The organism is Microvirga sp. GN3, from assembly GCF_055792825.1.
Map to the genome: position 1 here is coordinate 13,565 of NZ_JBVVAK010000097.1, position 16,531 is coordinate 30,095.

The window sequence follows — 16,531 nt, forward strand, 5'->3', positions numbered from 1 at the left end:
CACTCACATATGTTTATGCTCAAGATGGATTTTGGTTGCATGGGTCCGCGACCCACATCTTCAGATTCGCGAAGAGGCCGCAGATTCGGTTGATCCATCGATGAGGCAATGCGCCGGAGTCGTCCTGTAGACTCGGAACGTCAGTCCAGAAGAGCCCGTATCGCCCTGGCGGGAGCGTGTTCGCCATAGGGTTTGGCGATGAAGATGGCCTCTCGCGGCAGCAAGCCGTTGCCCGGCTCCAGATGGCCGGAGGTGATGACGACGGAGATGTGCGGCCAGCGGCTACGAACGAGGGAAGCGAGCTCAAGACCATTCATGGGGCCGGGCATCTTCACGTCGGTGAACAGAACCCGGATATCTGCTCGGTGCAGAAGAACCTCCTGCGCCGCCTGGGCGTTGGTGGTCTCGACCACCTCGAAACCAGCATCCTCAAGGGCATCGGCCGTCGCCATGCGGATAAAGGGCTCGTCCTCCACGAGGAGCACGACAGGTCGCAAGGGAATCGTCGGGCCGTTCATCAGATCGGGAGCGCTCGCCGCAGGATGGGGGAGGGTTACGCAGGCCGAACAACGCGAATCACATAAATTAACTTATGTTATCGTTACGTTAGAGCAAGGAAAAAATGTGCTCTAGCGCATCGTACGGACCCAGCGGGCCGCGCCCAACGATGCGCCACTTAAGGGATTGAGCATCGGACCCAAAAGTGCAAGTCCACTTTTGGGTCCGATGCTGTAGACGACGGCTCGCCGGTCGAAGCAGGGTGCCCACTGGAAAACAAAGATCAGAGCATGCTGGGCAGAACGCGGTCGGGCGGCTTGTGGCCGTCGACGAAGGCCCGGATGTTGACGATGACCTTCTCGCCCATGGCGACGCGTCCCTCATGGGTCGCCGAGCCCATATGCGGCAACAGCACCACCTTGCCCTGCTTGGCGAGCCTGACAAGGCGTGGATTGACCGCCGGCTCCTCCTCGAACACGTCGAGGCCCGCGCCCGCGATGGCGCCGGCTTCGATGAGCTTGGTGAGCGCAGCCTCGTCGATAATCTCGCCGCGGGCGGTGTTCACCAGGATCGCATCGGGCTTCATGAGCTTCAGGCGCCGTGCCGAGAGCAGGTGATAGGTCGCCGGCGTATGCGGGCAGTTGACGGACACGATGTCCATACGGGCCAGCATCTGGTCGAGGGATTCCCAATAGGTCGCCTCGAGTTCGGTCTCGATCCTCGGCGGCACGTGGCGGCGGTTGTGGTAGTGGATCGACAGGCCGAAGGCCCTGGCGCGCCGGGCCAGGGCTTGGCCGATGCGGCCCATGCCGACGATGCCGAGGCGTTTTCCCGTGATGCGCCGCCCCAGCATCCAGGTCGGCGACCAACCGGCCCAGTTTCCATCCGGGATCACCCGTGCCCCTTCCGGGATGCGGCGGGCGACGGCCAGAATTAGTGCCATGGTCATGTCCGCCGTGTCCTCGGTCAGCACGCCGGGCGTGTTGGTGACGGTGATGCCCTTCGCTACCGCGGCCGACACGTCGATGTTGTCGACGCCGTTGCCGAAATTGGCGATGAGCTTCAGGCTGGGACCGGCCTGCTCCAGCACCGCAGCATCGATCTCGTCCGTAATGGTCGGCACGAGCACATCGGCGGACTTGACGGCTTCAGAGAGTTCTTCCGCCGAGAGCGGCTTGTCCTCGAGGTTCAGGCGCGTGTCGAACAATTCGCGCAGGCGCGTTTCGATCACGTCGGGCAGGCGGCGGGTGACAACGACGACAGGTCTCTTTTTCATCGACTTCAAGCGTCCCCAGCACTGAAAAGCCTGCGAATTATAAAGAGTTTCACGCTCTCTTAACTCTGCTTCGGCGATCAAAGGTGACGACCCGCCGCGTGGCGGTCTCCGTCAAGCTTCTCTACCAGAGCCTCAACCCAAGACAAAGCCACTATCCGGGGGAACCATGCGCAAGATCGTCCTTGCCCTTGCTCTTGTCAGCCTGAGCGCTGCATCGGCGCTGGCGCAGCAGCCCCCGGGCGGTCGCCTGGGAACCGGCCTGCCGGTGCCGCGCTATGTCAGCCTCAAGACGGATCGGGTGAATCTGCGCGAGGGCCCCTCCAAGGATCACAGGACCGCCTGGGTGTTCCAGCGCGCCGGGCTCCCCGTGGAGATCATCGCCGAATACGAGACCTGGCGGCGGATCCGCGATTCGGAAGGCACGGAAGGCTGGGTTCTCCACTCCCTGCTGTCGGGCCGGCGCACGGCTCTCGTGATGCCCTGGGCCAAGGGCAATCAGCCCCCGATCAGCCTTTTGGATCGCGCGGAGGATAAGGCCGGCGTAGTGGCTCATCTGCAGCCGGGCGTGATCACCAACATCAAGGGCTGCGACGGTAAATGGTGCCGCGTGATGGTCGTGATGGACGGAGCCCGCGACGTAGACGGCTACATCCAGCAGGAAAAGTTGTGGGGCGTCTATCCCAATGAGGCGGTCGAATAGGCCCTTTCCGATTTATCAAGCATTCGGCCGGTAGAAGGCAACATCGTTTCCCGTTACCGGAAAGCCTGCCATGTCCTTGAACCTGAGCTTCAAACTTCTTCCGATCCTCGCCATCGCCCTCGGCGCCGCCTCAATCTTCGTTCCACGCTTCCTGAACATCTTCGTGGCGATCTTCCTCATCGCCTACGGGCTCGTCGGCTACGGCTTCATCCGCTGACTCCCCCACTGTCATTCCGGGCTCTCACCAGAGGTGCGCCCCGGAATGACGGCGAGATTTAGACCACCCGTCGCATCAGCCGCTGGCCGAAGATGTTGAAGGCGAGACCCAGAACAATCACGCCGCCGCCGATGGCCTCAATCGGGTGCATGGCCTCGCCGAGAATGAGAGCGGAGCCCAGGATGCCCGCGACAGGGACGAACAGGGCGAAGGGCGTCACGGTCGCCGCCGGGTGGCGGGACAGGAGATAGGCCCAGATTCCGAAGGCGAAGATCGTGGTCGGATAGGCGAGATAGGCCACCGCCGCGAGCGTCCCGCCATCGATGTGCCTGAGCGCCGCGAAGACCTGCGTGGGACCATCGAGCCAGAGAGACAGACCGAAGAGCGGCAGCGGCGCGACGAGGCTCGACCAGACAATGAAGCCGAGCATGTCGACCCGGCCGGCGCGTTTCGAGACGATGTTCGCCACACCCCATGAGGCGGCGGCAACGACCGTCATCAGGAAGGGGACGGCCCCTCCTCCGGTCATGCGCGGCCAGGCGATCAGGACGAGGCCGAGGCTGGCGACAAGACCGCCGATGACCTGATGCGGTCCGGGCCGTTCGCCCATGAACAGCGCGGCGAAGAGGATCGTGAAGAAGACCTGCGCCTGCATGACCACCGAGGCGAGGCTTGCCGGCATGCCGATGGCAAGCGCCGCAAAGAGCAGCCCGAACTGAGCGACACCGAGGAAGAAGCCGTAGGCGACGATCTTGCGCCAACCGGTCTTCGGCCGCGGGACGAAGAACACGGCGGGAAGGGCTGCGAAGAGGAAACGGAGCGCGGCGAGCAGCAGGGGCGGCATGGTGCCGACCCCGAGCTTGATGACGACGAAGCTCAGGCCCCAGATGGTCGTGACGAGAAGAGCGACGAGGCTATGGCTGAGCGGCATTGGGGAACGGAACCGCCGCTCTCACGAAAGGGAGTGCGGATCAGGCGGACTTGCGGCGCAGGCGCACGATGACCTCGACGCCCGCCACTTCCATACCTTCCGGCGGCTCGGGCAGGTCAGCCACGCTCAGACCCGAGGAGGGCATGTCGACGAGTTCACCCTCTTCCTCCAGGAAGAAGTGGTGGTGCTCGGTCGGGTTGGTGTCGAAATAGGCCTTGGCCCCATCCACCGCGAGCTGGCGCAGGAGGCCGGCTTCCGTGAACTGGTGCAGGGTGTTGTAGACGGTTGCCAGCGAGACCGGGACGCGGGCGCGGGACGCCTCGTCGAAGAGCATTTCAGCCGTGATATGCCGGTCGCCCTTGCCGAACAGGAGCCAGCCCAGAGACACGCGCTGCCTGGTCGGGCGCAGGCCCACGCGACGCAGCTTGTCCCGCAATTCGGAGACGGGGCAACCCTTCCGATGCGAAGCGGTGGTGGACTCGATATAGGCGGACAAAGGATCGGTCATCGGCGGAACTGAATGGACGAATGGGCGCTTCTAACATCACAATCATAGGAAAGCGAGAGGGTTACTGCAAGGCTGCCCTGCGATGGCGGCCGGAATGATCCTTAAGACAGCGAAAGAATCCCGGCTCAGGTCCCTTTGATGGATGGCCAAGCCTGTGCTACCAGAGCCCGCACCCAGGTCCCGAGATTTTCTCGAGGCCGCTTTTTGAAGATGCGATGAAAGGATCGGCATCCGGAATGGCCCGCCAGTCCAGCTTTACTTATGAAGAACTCCTTGCCTGCGGGCGCGGAGAATTGTTCGGCCCCGGCAATGCGCAATTGCCGCTTCCGCCCATGCTGATGTTCGACCGCATCACCTCCATCGGCGAGGATGGCGGCGCCTACGGCAAGGGCCATGTGCTGGCGGAACTCGACGTGCGGCCGGATCTCTGGTTCTTCCCCTGCCACTTCCAGGGCGACCCGGTGATGCCGGGCTGCCTCGGGCTGGATGCTCTCTGGCAGATGACGGGCTTCTTCCTCGGCTGGGGCGGCTCTCCGGGCCGCGGCCGGGCGCTTGGCGTCGGCGAGGTGAAGTTCTCCGATCAGGTGCTGCCCACGGTCAAGAAAGTGGTCTACGGCGTCGATCTCAAGCGCGTCTTCCGCTCGAAGCTGGTGCTCGGCATCGCCGACGGCTGGCTCGAGGCCGACGGACGCCGGATCTATGAGGCCAAGGACATGCGGGTCGGCCTGTTCCAGGCGGACACGCCCGCGAGCGGCTAGGCCTTTTGGCGCTGACCAAACGTCAGTGGCTGTCCCATCGTATTGACAAAGAGTATTCTTTTTTAAAGAACCGGCCTCGCTGCTCGACGGCGGGGCCGTCCATGTTCGGGATCACGCTTTCATCCCATTCGCATGGCTCACTGTTGAGAATGCGCATCGTCGGCCTTACGTGTTGAATCGTTAAGGCTGGCAGTGAAGATCCTTTGAAGAGGTAGGCTATGAGGCGCGTCGTCGTCACCGGAATGGGCATCGTGTCGTCCATCGGCAACAACACGCAGGAGGTGCTGGCCTCTCTGCGTGAAGCGAAATCCGGCATCAGCAAGGCCGAGGATTACACGAAATACGGTTTCCGGTGCCAGGTTCATGGCGCTCCGAGCCTGAACCCGGAAGAGATCGTCGACCGGCGCGCCATGCGCTTCCACGCCAAGGGCACGGCCTGGAACCATGTCGCCATGGACCAGGCGATCCGGGATGCGGGTCTCGAGGAGAACGACATCTCCAACGAGCGCACCGGCATCATCATGGGTTCGGGCGGTCCCTCCACCCGCATCATCTTGGAAGCCGGCGACATCACCCGCGAAAAAGGCCCCAAGCGCATCGGCCCGTTTGCCGTGCCCAAGGCGATGTCCTCCACGGCTTCCGCGACGCTCGCCACCTGGTTCAAGATCAAGGGCGTGAACTATTCGATCTCGTCCGCCTGCGCGACCTCGAACCACTGCGTCGGCAACGCCTACGAGATGATTCAGTACGGCAAGCAGGACATGATGTTCGCCGGCGGCTGCGAGGACCTGGACTGGACCATGTCCAACCTCTTCGACGCCATGGGCGCCATGTCCACCAAGTATAATGACACCCCATCCCGCGCCTCCCGTGCCTATGACGCCAACCGCGACGGCTTCGTCATCGCCGGCGGCGCGGGCGTGCTGGTGCTGGAGGAACTGGAGCATGCCAAGGCGCGCGGCGCCCGCATCTATGGCGAGATCGTCGGCTACGGCCTGACCTCGGACGGCTACGACATGGTGGCGCCCTCGGGCGAGGGCGCGATCCGCTGCATGCGCATGGCCCTCAAGGACGTGCATAACCCGGTCGATTACATCAACCCGCACGCCACCTCGACCCCGGTCGGCGACCAGAAGGAGATCGAGGCGATCCGCGAGGTCTTCGGCTCTGGCGACAAGTGCCCGCCGATCTCCGCGACGAAATCGCTCACCGGCCATTCGCTCGGTGCCACCGGCGTGCAGGAGGCGATCTATTCGCTCCTGATGATGAACAACCGCTTCATCTGCGAGAGCGCCCATATCGACGAAATCGACCCGGAATTCGCCGACATGAACATCGTCCGTAAGCGCATCGACGACGCCAAGATCGACACGGTCCTGTCGAACTCCTTCGGCTTCGGCGGCACCAATGCCACACTCGTCTTCAGCCGTTACAACGGATAAGACACCGTCATAAACCTGAGACAGGTCCATGCGAAGCCCCGGTCGATCAAGGGGGACCTCGCATGGACACGCTCACCGACACCATTCTTCCGGCTCGCGATGCACACTTTCATAACAATTGGCGTCGCACCATGGAGCCGATGCATAGGGGGACCCAAGTGACCGGTCTGATGCAAGGAAAGCGCGGCCTCATCATGGGCGTCGCCAACGACCATTCCATCGCCTGGGGCATCGCCAAGACCCTGGCGGAGCATGGAGCTGAACTCGCCTTCACCTATCAGGGCGAGGCTCTGGGCAAGCGCGTCACTCCTCTGGCTCAATCGCTCGGCTCCAGCCTCGTTCTCCCTTGCGACGTGGAGGACATCGCCTCGGTCGATGCGGTATTCGACACCCTCGACAGGACCTGGGATGGCCTCGACTTCGTGGTTCACGCCATCGGCTTCTCCGACAAGTCGCAGCTCAAGGGCTCTTACGTGGACGTCACCACCCGCGAGAACTTTTCGCGCACCATGGTGATCTCCTGCTTCTCCTTCACGGAGATCGCACAGCGCGCGGCCAAGCGCATGAAGAACGGCGGCTCGCTCCTCACCCTCACCTATGGCGGCTCCACCCGGGTCATGCCGAACTACAACGTGATGGGTGTGGCGAAGGCGGCGCTGGAAGCCTCCATGCGCTATATCGCATCCGATCTCGGGCCTAAAGGAATCCGCTGCAACGCCATCTCGGCGGGGCCCGTGCGTACGCTGGCCGGTGCCGGCATCTCGGATGCCCGCCTCATGTTCACCTACCAGAAGGCGCATGCTCCCCTTCGCCGTACGGTGACCATCGAGGATATCGGCGGCTCGGCCCTCTACCTGCTCTCCGACCTCTCCAACGGCGTGACAGGCGAGATCCACTACGTGGATTCCGGCTACAACATCATCTCGATGCCGCGCCCCGAGGTGCTCAAAGCCCAGGATGCCGCCGGCGTGACAGGTGAAGAGGGCTAGCGCATCGTGCGGACCTCCGGGTCCGCACCGAACGATGCGCTGCTTAAGGGATTGAGCATCGGATCGATCCCAAAAGTGCAAATCCACTTTTGGGTCCGATGCTCTAAGCGCCCTCTTCCAAAGATCTGGCAAACCTGGATCAAACCTATTGGTGCCCCTCCTCCGAGTCTGGCAGGAATGGAGTGCACCAGCTGGCACGTCTCTCGAAAATCAGGCGGGTACTCTCAGCCCTGAAGCGTGACATCAGGGCTCGACGTTTCGAAGGCCACTTAACCTTACTAATAAATCATCAGTAAAAAAGGGCCTCTTCGACCTCCAAATAAGGCCAACTTAGTCCATTCATCCTAATGGACAGACATCCTAATGTAGGCCAAGAATTTATCTTATATTCGCGGCATTCTGGTTTGCGATATGCAATGGAACGACCACTTTCCCTTTGCCCGGGCGCATAGCTTGTCTCACGAAGATCTGCTCATGCCTAAAGGGAATGGCTCGCCAATCAGTGAAAGTCTGTATCATTACGCATTCGAACTGAGCCGACAGATCCCGTGGCTTGCCGACGCGGATGGAAAGGTCGTTCAGATCGGACCCGGCTGGGCCGAATGGATCGGCCAGCCGCCCGAAGAGCTGGTCGGCAATGGCTGGGTGAAGCTGGTCCATCCCGACGACCTGCCTCGTCTGATTCAGTCGAGGCGCGCAAGCCTGGCGACCGGGACGCCCTATCAATGCGAATATAGGATCAAGACGGCTGACGGCAGCTACCGCTGGTGCCGGTCCAGCTCGGCCGCCCGTCGCGATGAAGCCGGCACAATCATCTTCTGGTACGGTACGACGGAAGACATTCACGACCGGAAAGAGGCAGAACAGACCCTCCACGATCATGCTTGCGTCCTGGAAATGGTCGCCGCCGGTCAGCCTGTCGGCGAGATCCTCGCCGCTCTCTGCAGACTGACCGAGGAACGTATCCCAGGCGCTTGGTGTTCGATCCTGCTGCACGACCCCCAGGGCGGACGGCTTCGGCACGGCGCGGCGCCCAGCCTTCCCGCCGCCTATTGTGCCGCCATCGACGGGGCCTCTGTCGGGCCTAAAGCAGGTTCATGCGGCACGGCCGCCCATACGCGCAGCAGCGTCATCGTCACCGACATCGCATCCGACCCATTATGGGCCGATTGGCGCGACCTCGCGCTCGGTCACGGCCTGCGGGCCTGCTGGTCGAAGCCGGTCTTCTCGCGCTCCAGCGAAGTCCTCGGCACTCTCGCTCTCTATTATGGCGAGCCCCGTGCCCCGGCCGGCGACGAAATGATGCGCATGGAAGCCCTGCTTCATCTGGCGGCGCTGGCAATCGAACGGCAGCGGGACGATGCGGCCTTGCGCGAGAGCGAAGAGCATCACCGCCACTCGGTCGAGCTCAATCCTCAAATCTCCTGGACGGCCGATCCGCAGGGCAACATCCTCGACGTCTCCTCGCGCTGGTACGATCGCACCGGCAAGCGACCGGAAGACTCGCTGGGTTCCGGCTGGGCCGAAGCACTTCATCCCGACGACTCGGCACTCGTTATCGACCGGTGGTCCCACTCCGTGGCGACCGGCGAGGATCTCGATGTGGATTATCGCCTGCGCATGGCCGATGATACCTATCGCTGGTTCCGCTCCCGTGCCGCGGCCCGCCGCAGCGAAGACGGCACCGTCATTCGTTGGTACGGAGCTGCCGAGGACATCCACGACCGGAAGCTCACGGAGGAAACCCTCCGCTGGGCCGCCCACCATGACGATCTCACGGGTCTCGCCAATCGCAGACTTTTCCGCGAGCGCCTTCAGCAGGCGCTCGACGGGATATCCGACGCCCATCCGGCCGCTGGTCTGCTGGTCATGGATCTCGATCATCTCAAGCAGATCAACGACCGGTTCGGTCATGATGCCGGCGACGATCTCCTGAAGGAATTCGCACAGCGGCTGCGCAGTGTCGTGCGCCCCGCCGACACCGTCGCCCGGCTGGGTGGCGACGAATTCGCCGTCCTCCTGCCCGAGATCGCGGGAGAGAGCGATGTCGTCGCGATGGCCGATTCCATTCTGGCCCGCATGCAGGACCCGTTGAAGCGGGACGGCAGGCTGCTGGACTGCCGCACCAGCATCGGCGGGGCCATTGCTGCCGGCTTCAGCATGAGTCCCGAGGAGCTTCAGAAGCAGGCTGACCTCGCGCTCTATCGCAGCAAGACCACCGGACGGGGCTCGTTCAAGATGTTCGTCCCGACCATGCGGGAGGAGTCGCAAAAGACGGCCTCGGCCCTGGAGGTGGCGGCACGAGCTGTCACGTCCGATTGGATCGTGCCGTTCTACCAGCCCAAGGTGGTGCTGGCCTCAGGAGCGCTCGGCGGATTCGAAGCGCTTCTGCGCTGGCGTCACCCCCACAACGGAATCCAGTCGCCGGAACAGATCGCTCCCGCCTTCAACGACACCGAGCTCGGCACGGCCATCGGCGAGCGCATGCGATCGTGCATTTTCAGGGATATCCGCGGCTGGCTCGATGCCGGGCTTTCCGTCGGCCGCATCGCGATCAATGCGTCGGCCGCCGAGTTCCGGCGCGACAACTATGCCGAGCGCGTGCTCGACGACTTGAGACGGATGGATGTGCCAGCCCGCTGCCTCGAAGTGGAAGTGACCGAGAGCGTCTTTCTCGGCTCCGGAGCCGAGTACGTGGAGCGAGCATTGCGCACGTTATGTGCGGAGGGCGTGACGATTGCGCTCGACGATTTCGGCACCGGCTATGCCTCGCTGTCGCATCTCAAGCGCTTCCCAGTCGACGCGATCAAGATCGACCGGACCTTCGTGAGCGGCCTGGAGACCGATGCGGACGACGCCGCCATCGTCAGGGCTCTGCTGAATCTCGGCCGCAATCTCGGCATCGAGGTGGTGGCCGAAGGCGTCGAGAGCGCCTTTCAGGCGACCCTTCTGCAACGCATGAGCTGCGATCTCGTGCAGGGATACCATTTCGGGCGTCCCATGCCCGCCGAGAACGTGCCGTCCTTCGTCACGTCATGGACGGGCATGTGACATCCGTTATTCCGCGACCTCATCATAGGAGAGCGCCCAGCCGGGTCCTGTGAACCAGCATCGTCCCGGCGCAGCGTTCTCTTTCCAGATCAGGCTGCGCACGAACTCGATGCCTTGGTTCTCGAAGGCGGCCTGCAGCGCCTCCCTCTGTGTTCCTCCCGGCGACAGCCTGCCTTCCGCGCAGACGAAGTAGGCCGGGCCAAGACAGCGTACGGACAGGCCGGCTTTCTTGCGCGTGACGCACAATCCTGCGCCATGAAGGGCATGGGTGCCGCCCCATGGGCTCGGCTTCAGCCGGGGAACGCCGAGCGGAAAAATGAGACGGCCGTTCGGCTGCAAATGCTCGATCCATTCGCCGGCAGGCCGCTCGACTGAAAAATTCACATATACCGCATCCACAGCCTCGCGCGGCCATTCGGCGCCGTCGCCTTCGATCACGGTGACATTCGTATGCTCTGCCAGATTGGCCCGCGCGAGTTCGGCAAGAGCCGGATCGAACTCGACGGCGACAACATGGCCCCGGCTCCCGACGAGGTGAGCCATGATCGCCGTGTAGTACCCACTGCCGGCGCCGATATGGGCGACGCGCTCGCCTTCGCGCAAGGACAGCGCATGCAGCCAGCGCGCATGAAGCGAAGGGCTGCCGTTGTTGATGCCGCGCGGAGACAAGAGCGCAAACAACGCATCCTGATAGAGGATTACGGGGTCGTGCGAGAGCACGGTCTCGTAGCCGCGCGGTGGACGCGATATGTGCCAGGGCGGAGCGCCCAGGAAGCGCTCGCGCGGAACCGCCGCAATCGCCTTCTCCAACCCTCCATCGGTCTCGATGCCGCCGGCGACGAGGATCTGTTTGGCGAAGGCCCGCCGGATCACGGCGAGTTCGCGTTCATCGAAAATCGATTCCATCAGACTGCTTCCCGCATTCGTTGCGGCGATTGTCGGCAGGATCGGGACAGCTTGCAATCCGATGATGAGCACGTTCGCGGCGCGCGCGAGATATGCCCGCACCTTCACGAGGGTGTGAGAAAAACAACCTTGGCCTTGCCATCGCCACGATCGACCGGCACGAGAGATTCTCCTTACGAGAGTTCCGTTCATGATCCTGTCTCGCCGCGTCGTTCTCGCCGGTCTTGCTCTTGCCGGCACGAAAGCTCCCGCCTTTGCGCAATCCGCACCGGAGCCGCAGATGATCCCGGTGGAGCTGATCGATAACGCACTGAACCTACCCTCCATCGTGCGCCTCGGCCACAAGCATGGCGACGTGATCATGGTGGAATATTTCGACTACAACTGCCCCTGGTGCAAACGCTCGGCGCAAGTCCTGCCCGATCTGCTGAAGGCCGAGCCCGAGCTGACCTACGTGCTGGTGAATTTCGCCGTGCTGAGCCCGCAATCGGTTGCCGCCACGCGCGCGGCCCTGGCCTATCTGCAGCTCTATGGGCCTGAGCGCTATCTGCCGCTGCATCTTGCTCTGTTCGCCTTACGCGGCACGGTCGACGGCCCGCGGGCGCTGGCCGAGGCCGAGCGTCTCGGCGGCGATCGCAAACGCATGGCCGAGATCGCCGACAGCGAGAAGACGACCCAGTGGATGAAGGATGCGTTCGCCACCGGCAACGATCTCGGCCTCGTCGCGACCCCGTCCTTCCTGATCGGCACGGAGGCCTATATCGGCGGCATGAGCCTGGAGCAGAAGCGCGAGGCGATCGCGCGGGCGCGGGGTTAACGCCTCCCTGTCATTCCGGGGCGGCTCGTCAGAGCCGAGCCCGGAATCCATAAACACGACGTGTCAGAAGAGGATAATCAGCGTCACGCTCATTCTGCAGCGTCAGCGGCTATGGCTTCCGGGCTCCGCTGCGCGGCCCCGGAATGACAGCGGTAACACCCATCCAAGCTGTCCCCTTAGACATTCTCCCCGGGACCCGCTAAGCCCCAAAGGGCATGTCGCTTATCCGCTCCTCGCTCCTGGTCGGCCTCGGCTCGATGGCCTCGCGTGTTCTCGGCTTCGTCCGGGACATGCTGTTCGCGCAGGCCCTGGGAGCGGGCCCGGTGGCGGATGCGTTTCTCGCCGCCTTCCGCCTGCCGAATCTGGTGCGGCGCATCGTCGGCGAGGGCGGGCTCAATCCGGCGCTCGTTCCGGCTCTCAGTTCTCTGGACCCTGACGAGGCTGCAAAGACGGTCGGCGATGTGCTGGCGGTCTTTGGGCTAACGCTGCTCGGCCTGACGGCGCTCGTGGAGATCGGCGCGGGACTACTCGCCCTTATTCTCGCGCCGGGCCTGCACGACGATAGCGAGACACTGGCGCTGGTCGCGCTCTATACCCGCCTGTCCTTTCCCATCGTCTTATGCGTGACGCTTGCTTCCATCGGGGCCGCGATCCTGAACATGCGCGGGCGCTTTGCCGCGACGGCACTCGCACCACTCGCGGTCAACGGCGGGCTGATCCTGGCGCTCGTCGTCCTGGAAGCCGGCCTTTCCCTACCGCTCGCGCAGAAGGCGGCATGGCTCGCGGCAGCATCGAGCCTTGCCGGATTGATCCAGTTCGCCTTCATCGCCGCGGCTCTGTGGGATAGTGAGATCCCGCTCGTGCGCTTCCGCAAGCCCCGCTGGTCGCCGCTTTTGAAAAGTCTCCTGCTCGCCGGGTTTCCCGTGCTGGTGGCGAGCGGCGCCGTGCAGCTCTTCATCCTGGCCGCGACCCAGATCGCCTCGTTCTGGCCCTCCGGCGTGTCCTGGCTCTACTATGCTGAGAGGGTCATGCAGCTGCCGCTCGGGCTGATGGCTGCTCTCGGCTCGAGCCTGCTCCTGCCCGAACTCGCCCGCCGCCACCAATCAGGCGACACACAGGCCATCGTGGCGGCACAGAACCGGGCGCTGGAAGTGGCGCTGCTGCTCGCTCTGCCGGCGAGCGCAGCGCTGTTCATTCTGGCCCGTCCCATGACCAGCGTGCTGTTCGAGCGCGGCGCGTTTCAATCCTCCGACGCGGAGGGCACCGCTCTCGTGCTCATGGCCTTGAGCTTGGGCCTGCCCTTCGCGACCGCCGCCAAGGTGCTGAGCCAGACCCTGTTCGCCCGCGGCTCTTTGAGAGCGGCGCTGATAGCGGCGATCCTCGGCCTTGTTCTGACCCTGGCCGCCTCCCTCCTGCTCGCCTGGCCTCTCGGCCCGACCGGGATCGCGGTCGGGGTCAGCATCGGGTGCCTCGGCCATACGGGCGCCGTGGTGTTCGGCCTTCGCCGATTCGGCCTCTGGTCGCCGGACCGCGCGCTGACGGCCCGCCTGATGCGGATCGTCGTTGCAGTTCTCGCCATGAGCCTCGCGCTCGTAGCCATCAAGAGCACCTTCCCGAGGGCAGGCGCCCTCTCCCTCGCGGCTCTCTGCTTCGGTGGTCTTGGGCTTTATGCCCTCGTGGCCTGGGCCACCGGCGCGGTGACCCGCGACGATTGGGCCGTTCTCACGAAAAAATCGTGAGAACCCTTGCATCGTGGCGCGGCCCTGTCATAACGCGCGCCTCAATGGAGCATTGTCGAGCTAAGCGGCCTCCGGTTCGCTGCGAAACAAAGCGGTCATAAGGCAATCTGGGGCGGTTGGCGGTTCAGCCTTGCGCATGCACCCTGTGGGAGTTCAAGACGATGGCGCAGTTCAAGGAGCTGGTGTTCTCGGGCGTTCAGCCCACCGGCAATCTCCATCTCGGGAATTATCTCGGCGCCATCAAGCGCTTCGTCGCCATGCAGGAGAACTACGACTGCATCTATTGCGTCGTGGATATGCACGCGATCACAGTGCCGCAGAACCCGACCGACCTCACCCGCCAGATCCGCGAAGTGACGGCCGCCTTCATCGCCGCCGGCATCGACCCGAAGCGCCATATCGTCTTCAACCAGAGCCAGGTCCCGCAGCATGCGGAGCTGGCCTGGGTGTTCAACTGCGTTGCACGCCTCGGCTGGCTCAACCGGATGACCCAGTTCAAGGACAAGGCGGGCAAGGACCGGGAGAACGCCTCGGTCGGCCTCTACGCCTATCCGGACCTGATGGCCGCCGACATCCTGGTCTACCGCGCCACCCATGTGCCGGTGGGCGAGGACCAGAAGCAGCATCTCGAACTGACCCGCGACATCGCCCAGAAGTTCAACAACGACTGGGCCGAATCGATTGCCGCCCATGGCTTCGGCGATGCCTTCTTCCCGCTGACCGAGCCGATGATCCAGGGCCCGGCCACCCGTGTCATGTCGCTGCGCGACGGCTCGAAGAAGATGTCGAAGTCGGACCCGTCCGATTACTCGCGCATCAACCTGACGGACGATGCCGATACCATCGCCCAGAAGGTCCGTAAGGCGAAGACCGATCCCGAGCCTTTGCCGAGCGAGGTCGACGGCCTGAAGGCCCGTCCCGAGGCCGAGAACCTGGTAGCGATCTACGCGGCCCTCATGGACACCACGCCGGAAGACGTGCTGCGCCAGCATGGCGGCTCGCAATTCTCAGGCTTCAAGGCCGCCCTCGTGGATGTCGCCGTGACGAAGCTCTCGCCCGTCGCGGACGAGATGCGTCGCCTCATGGCCGATCCCGGCCATATCGACGCCGTCTTGGCCGATGGCTCGGCACGAGCCCGTGCGCTGGCCTCCGTAACCATGGATGCGGTGAAGGACATCGTCGGCTTCGTGCGGGCACGCTGATCCCCGACCTTACGGCGGATGCCTGGGCTTGCTCTTGTCGCGACGGCAGGGCAGCATCTTTCGTGATCTCAGGAGAACGTGCTGTGAGCGGCAAGCGCCGATCCTACGAATCCGGCCACCGGCCGAAATTCATGGTGGTGGTCGACCAGACCCCGGAATGCGCCCGCGCGGTCCACTTCGCCTCGCGGCGAACCGCCCGTACCGGCGCGAGCATGATCATGCTCGCAGTCGTGGACCCGCCCGACAATTTCGAATGGCTCGGCGTCGGCGAGGCCATGATCGAGGAGGCGAGTGAGGAAGCCCAGAAGCAGCTCGATGCCGCCGCCCGCGAGGCGCGCAGCGCCGCAGGCGTCGAGCCTGAGCAGGTGATCCGCGTCGGCAACCGAGCCGACGAGATCATGAAGCTCATCAACGAGGACGAGGATATCTCCTTCCTCGTGCTCGCCGCCGGCAGCGCCAAGGAAGGTCCTGGCCCCCTGGTCTCGACCCTCGCCGGCCGCTCCGCCGCCTCCTTTCCAATCCCTATCGTGATCGTCCCGGGAGGCCTGACGGACGAGGAGATCGACGCGCTAGCCGGTTAGGGAGACGTCATCCCGGACGGAGCGTCCGCGGAGATCCGGGATCGCTCTCAGGATAAATCGCTACTCTCGTCGAACAATCCCGGGCTCTGCTATGCAGCCCCGCGATGCCTTGTGGGCATATATTCTCCCCTTGGAATCCACTCCGATCCATTCCACATTGAGTTCGGAACCTGTTAGAACGATTCTAACACCCACACTCGGCCGGCCTTGAACCGGCGCAGAGGACGAAAGAAGCGATGTTTATTCAGACTGAAGCGACCCCCAATCCTGCCACCCTGAAGTTCCTGCCCGGCCGCGTGGTCATGTCCGAGGGTACGTTCGAGGCGAAGACCCCTGAAGCCGGCGAAGTCTCTCCCCTCGCCCAGCGGCTCTTCGCCGTGCCGGGCGTGACCGGCGTGTTCTTCGGCTATGACTTCGTCACCGTCACCAAGGCGGACGGCGAGTGGCAACATCTGAAGCCCGCCATCCTCGGCGCGATCATGGAGCATTTCATGACCGGCGCGCCGCTCTTCGCCAACGGCTATGGTGCGACGGAGGATGATGGCGAGGAATTCTTCGACGATGCGGATGCCGCCACGGTGGAGACCATCAAGGAACTGCTCGAGACCCGCATCCGCCCGGCGGTGGCGGGCGATGGCGGCGACATCACCTTCCGCGGTTTCAAGGACGGCACCGTCTATCTCGTCATGAAGGGCGCCTGCTCGGGCTGCCCGTCTTCGACCGCCACCCTGCGCCACGGCATCCAGAACCTGCTGCGCCACTTCCTGCCGGATGTGCGCGAGGTGCAGGCGGTCTAAGGTCTGTGGGGATTCACGAGAGCTTGGGCTTATGATTCAAGCTCTTGATGGATCGCTATGTATTGACGGATGCCCAGTGGGCGAAGATGGAGCCGCATTGTCTGGGTAAGCCAACCGAC

Annotated in this window: 16 protein-coding genes; 11 read left to right on the plus strand and 5 right to left on the minus strand. The window is 63.6% G+C overall.

Translation table 11 applies throughout. The features are described 5' to 3' along the window. Positions 1–140: 140 nt before the first annotated feature. Both ACS5Q1_RS32275 and ACS5Q1_RS32280 read right to left on the minus strand, forming a co-directional pair. Positions 141–518: a response regulator gene (locus tag ACS5Q1_RS32275; protein ID WP_473102045.1), complete on the minus strand. Its 378-nt coding sequence runs from the start codon at positions 516–518 to the stop codon at positions 141–143. 263 nt (positions 519–781) lie between these two features. Further along, positions 782–1,774, minus strand: coding sequence for a 2-hydroxyacid dehydrogenase (locus ACS5Q1_RS32280; RefSeq protein ID WP_473102046.1), 993 nt, complete (start codon positions 1,772–1,774; stop codon positions 782–784). Between the two features lie 166 nt (positions 1,775–1,940). On the opposite strand from ACS5Q1_RS32280, the gene ACS5Q1_RS32285 reads away from it, so the two are divergent. Together ACS5Q1_RS32285 and ACS5Q1_RS32290 are read left to right on the plus strand one after the other, a co-directional pair. Further along, complete coding sequence (locus ACS5Q1_RS32285; RefSeq protein ID WP_473102047.1) at positions 1,941–2,474, plus strand: SH3 domain-containing protein; 534 nt, start codon at positions 1,941–1,943, stop codon at positions 2,472–2,474. A gap of 70 nt (positions 2,475–2,544) precedes the next feature. After that, positions 2,545–2,691, plus strand: coding sequence for a DUF3096 domain-containing protein (locus ACS5Q1_RS32290; protein WP_473102048.1), 147 nt, complete (start codon positions 2,545–2,547; stop codon positions 2,689–2,691). A 58-nt stretch (positions 2,692–2,749) separates the two neighbouring features. Here ACS5Q1_RS32290 and ACS5Q1_RS32295 read toward each other — a convergent pair whose 3' ends face one another. Both ACS5Q1_RS32295 and irr read right to left on the minus strand, forming a co-directional pair. Beyond that, positions 2,750–3,622: an EamA family transporter gene (locus ACS5Q1_RS32295; protein ID WP_473102049.1), complete on the minus strand. Its 873-nt coding sequence runs from the start codon at positions 3,620–3,622 to the stop codon at positions 2,750–2,752. A gap of 40 nt (positions 3,623–3,662) precedes the next feature. Then, the gene (irr, locus tag ACS5Q1_RS32300; protein WP_473102050.1) at positions 3,663–4,130 is read right to left on the minus strand and encodes a Fur family transcriptional regulator Irr; all 468 of its coding nucleotides are present in this window, start codon (positions 4,128–4,130) and stop codon (positions 3,663–3,665) included. Positions 4,131–4,366: 236 nt separating this feature from the next. Between irr and fabA the strand changes: the two genes are divergently transcribed. The 4 genes from fabA (at position 4,367) to ACS5Q1_RS32320 (ending at position 10,370) form a co-directional block, all read left to right on the plus strand. Further along, on the plus strand, positions 4,367–4,888 hold the full coding sequence (fabA, locus tag ACS5Q1_RS32305; protein ID WP_473102051.1) for a 3-hydroxyacyl-[acyl-carrier-protein] dehydratase FabA: 522 nt from the start codon (positions 4,367–4,369) through the stop codon (positions 4,886–4,888). Positions 4,889–5,106: 218 nt separating this feature from the next. Further along, positions 5,107–6,330, plus strand: a complete 1,224-nt coding sequence (gene fabB, locus ACS5Q1_RS32310; RefSeq protein ID WP_203441812.1) for a beta-ketoacyl-ACP synthase I — start codon at positions 5,107–5,109, stop codon at positions 6,328–6,330. A 158-nt stretch (positions 6,331–6,488) separates the two neighbouring features. Then, the gene (gene fabI / locus ACS5Q1_RS32315) at positions 6,489–7,319 is read left to right on the plus strand and encodes an enoyl-ACP reductase FabI (RefSeq protein ID WP_305846599.1); all 831 of its coding nucleotides are present in this window, start codon (positions 6,489–6,491) and stop codon (positions 7,317–7,319) included. A 474-nt stretch (positions 7,320–7,793) separates the two neighbouring features. After that, entirely contained in the window at positions 7,794–10,370 is a 2,577-nt protein-coding gene (locus ACS5Q1_RS32320) for a bifunctional diguanylate cyclase/phosphodiesterase (RefSeq protein WP_473102052.1), read from the plus strand. 6 nt (positions 10,371–10,376) lie between these two features. On the opposite strand, the gene ACS5Q1_RS32325 is transcribed toward ACS5Q1_RS32320, so the two are convergent. Beyond that, on the minus strand, positions 10,377–11,276 hold the full coding sequence (locus ACS5Q1_RS32325; RefSeq protein ID WP_473102053.1) for a protein-L-isoaspartate O-methyltransferase family protein: 900 nt from the start codon (positions 11,274–11,276) through the stop codon (positions 10,377–10,379). 190 nt (positions 11,277–11,466) lie between these two features. Here ACS5Q1_RS32325 and ACS5Q1_RS32330 point away from each other — a divergent pair, with 190 nt between their 5' ends. The 5 genes from ACS5Q1_RS32330 (at position 11,467) to ACS5Q1_RS32350 (ending at position 16,412) form a co-directional block, all read left to right on the plus strand. Then, positions 11,467–12,093, plus strand: a complete 627-nt coding sequence (locus tag ACS5Q1_RS32330) for a thioredoxin domain-containing protein (RefSeq protein ID WP_473102054.1) — start codon at positions 11,467–11,469, stop codon at positions 12,091–12,093. Positions 12,094–12,308: 215 nt separating this feature from the next. Next, positions 12,309–13,832, plus strand: coding sequence for a murein biosynthesis integral membrane protein MurJ (gene murJ / locus ACS5Q1_RS32335; protein ID WP_473102055.1), 1,524 nt, complete (start codon positions 12,309–12,311; stop codon positions 13,830–13,832). 161 nt (positions 13,833–13,993) lie between these two features. Then, a complete protein-coding gene (trpS, locus tag ACS5Q1_RS32340; RefSeq protein ID WP_203441816.1) occupies positions 13,994–15,034 on the plus strand; it encodes a tryptophan--tRNA ligase in 1,041 nt (346 codons plus the stop codon). An 83-nt stretch (positions 15,035–15,117) separates the two neighbouring features. Then, positions 15,118–15,615, plus strand: coding sequence for a universal stress protein (locus ACS5Q1_RS32345; RefSeq protein ID WP_203441817.1), 498 nt, complete (start codon positions 15,118–15,120; stop codon positions 15,613–15,615). 236 nt (positions 15,616–15,851) lie between these two features. Continuing rightward, positions 15,852–16,412 carry a NifU family protein gene (locus ACS5Q1_RS32350; protein ID WP_473102056.1) on the plus strand — a complete coding sequence of 187 codons (561 nt, stop codon included), beginning with the start codon at positions 15,852–15,854 and terminating at the stop codon, positions 16,410–16,412. Positions 16,413–16,531 lie beyond the last annotated feature (119 nt).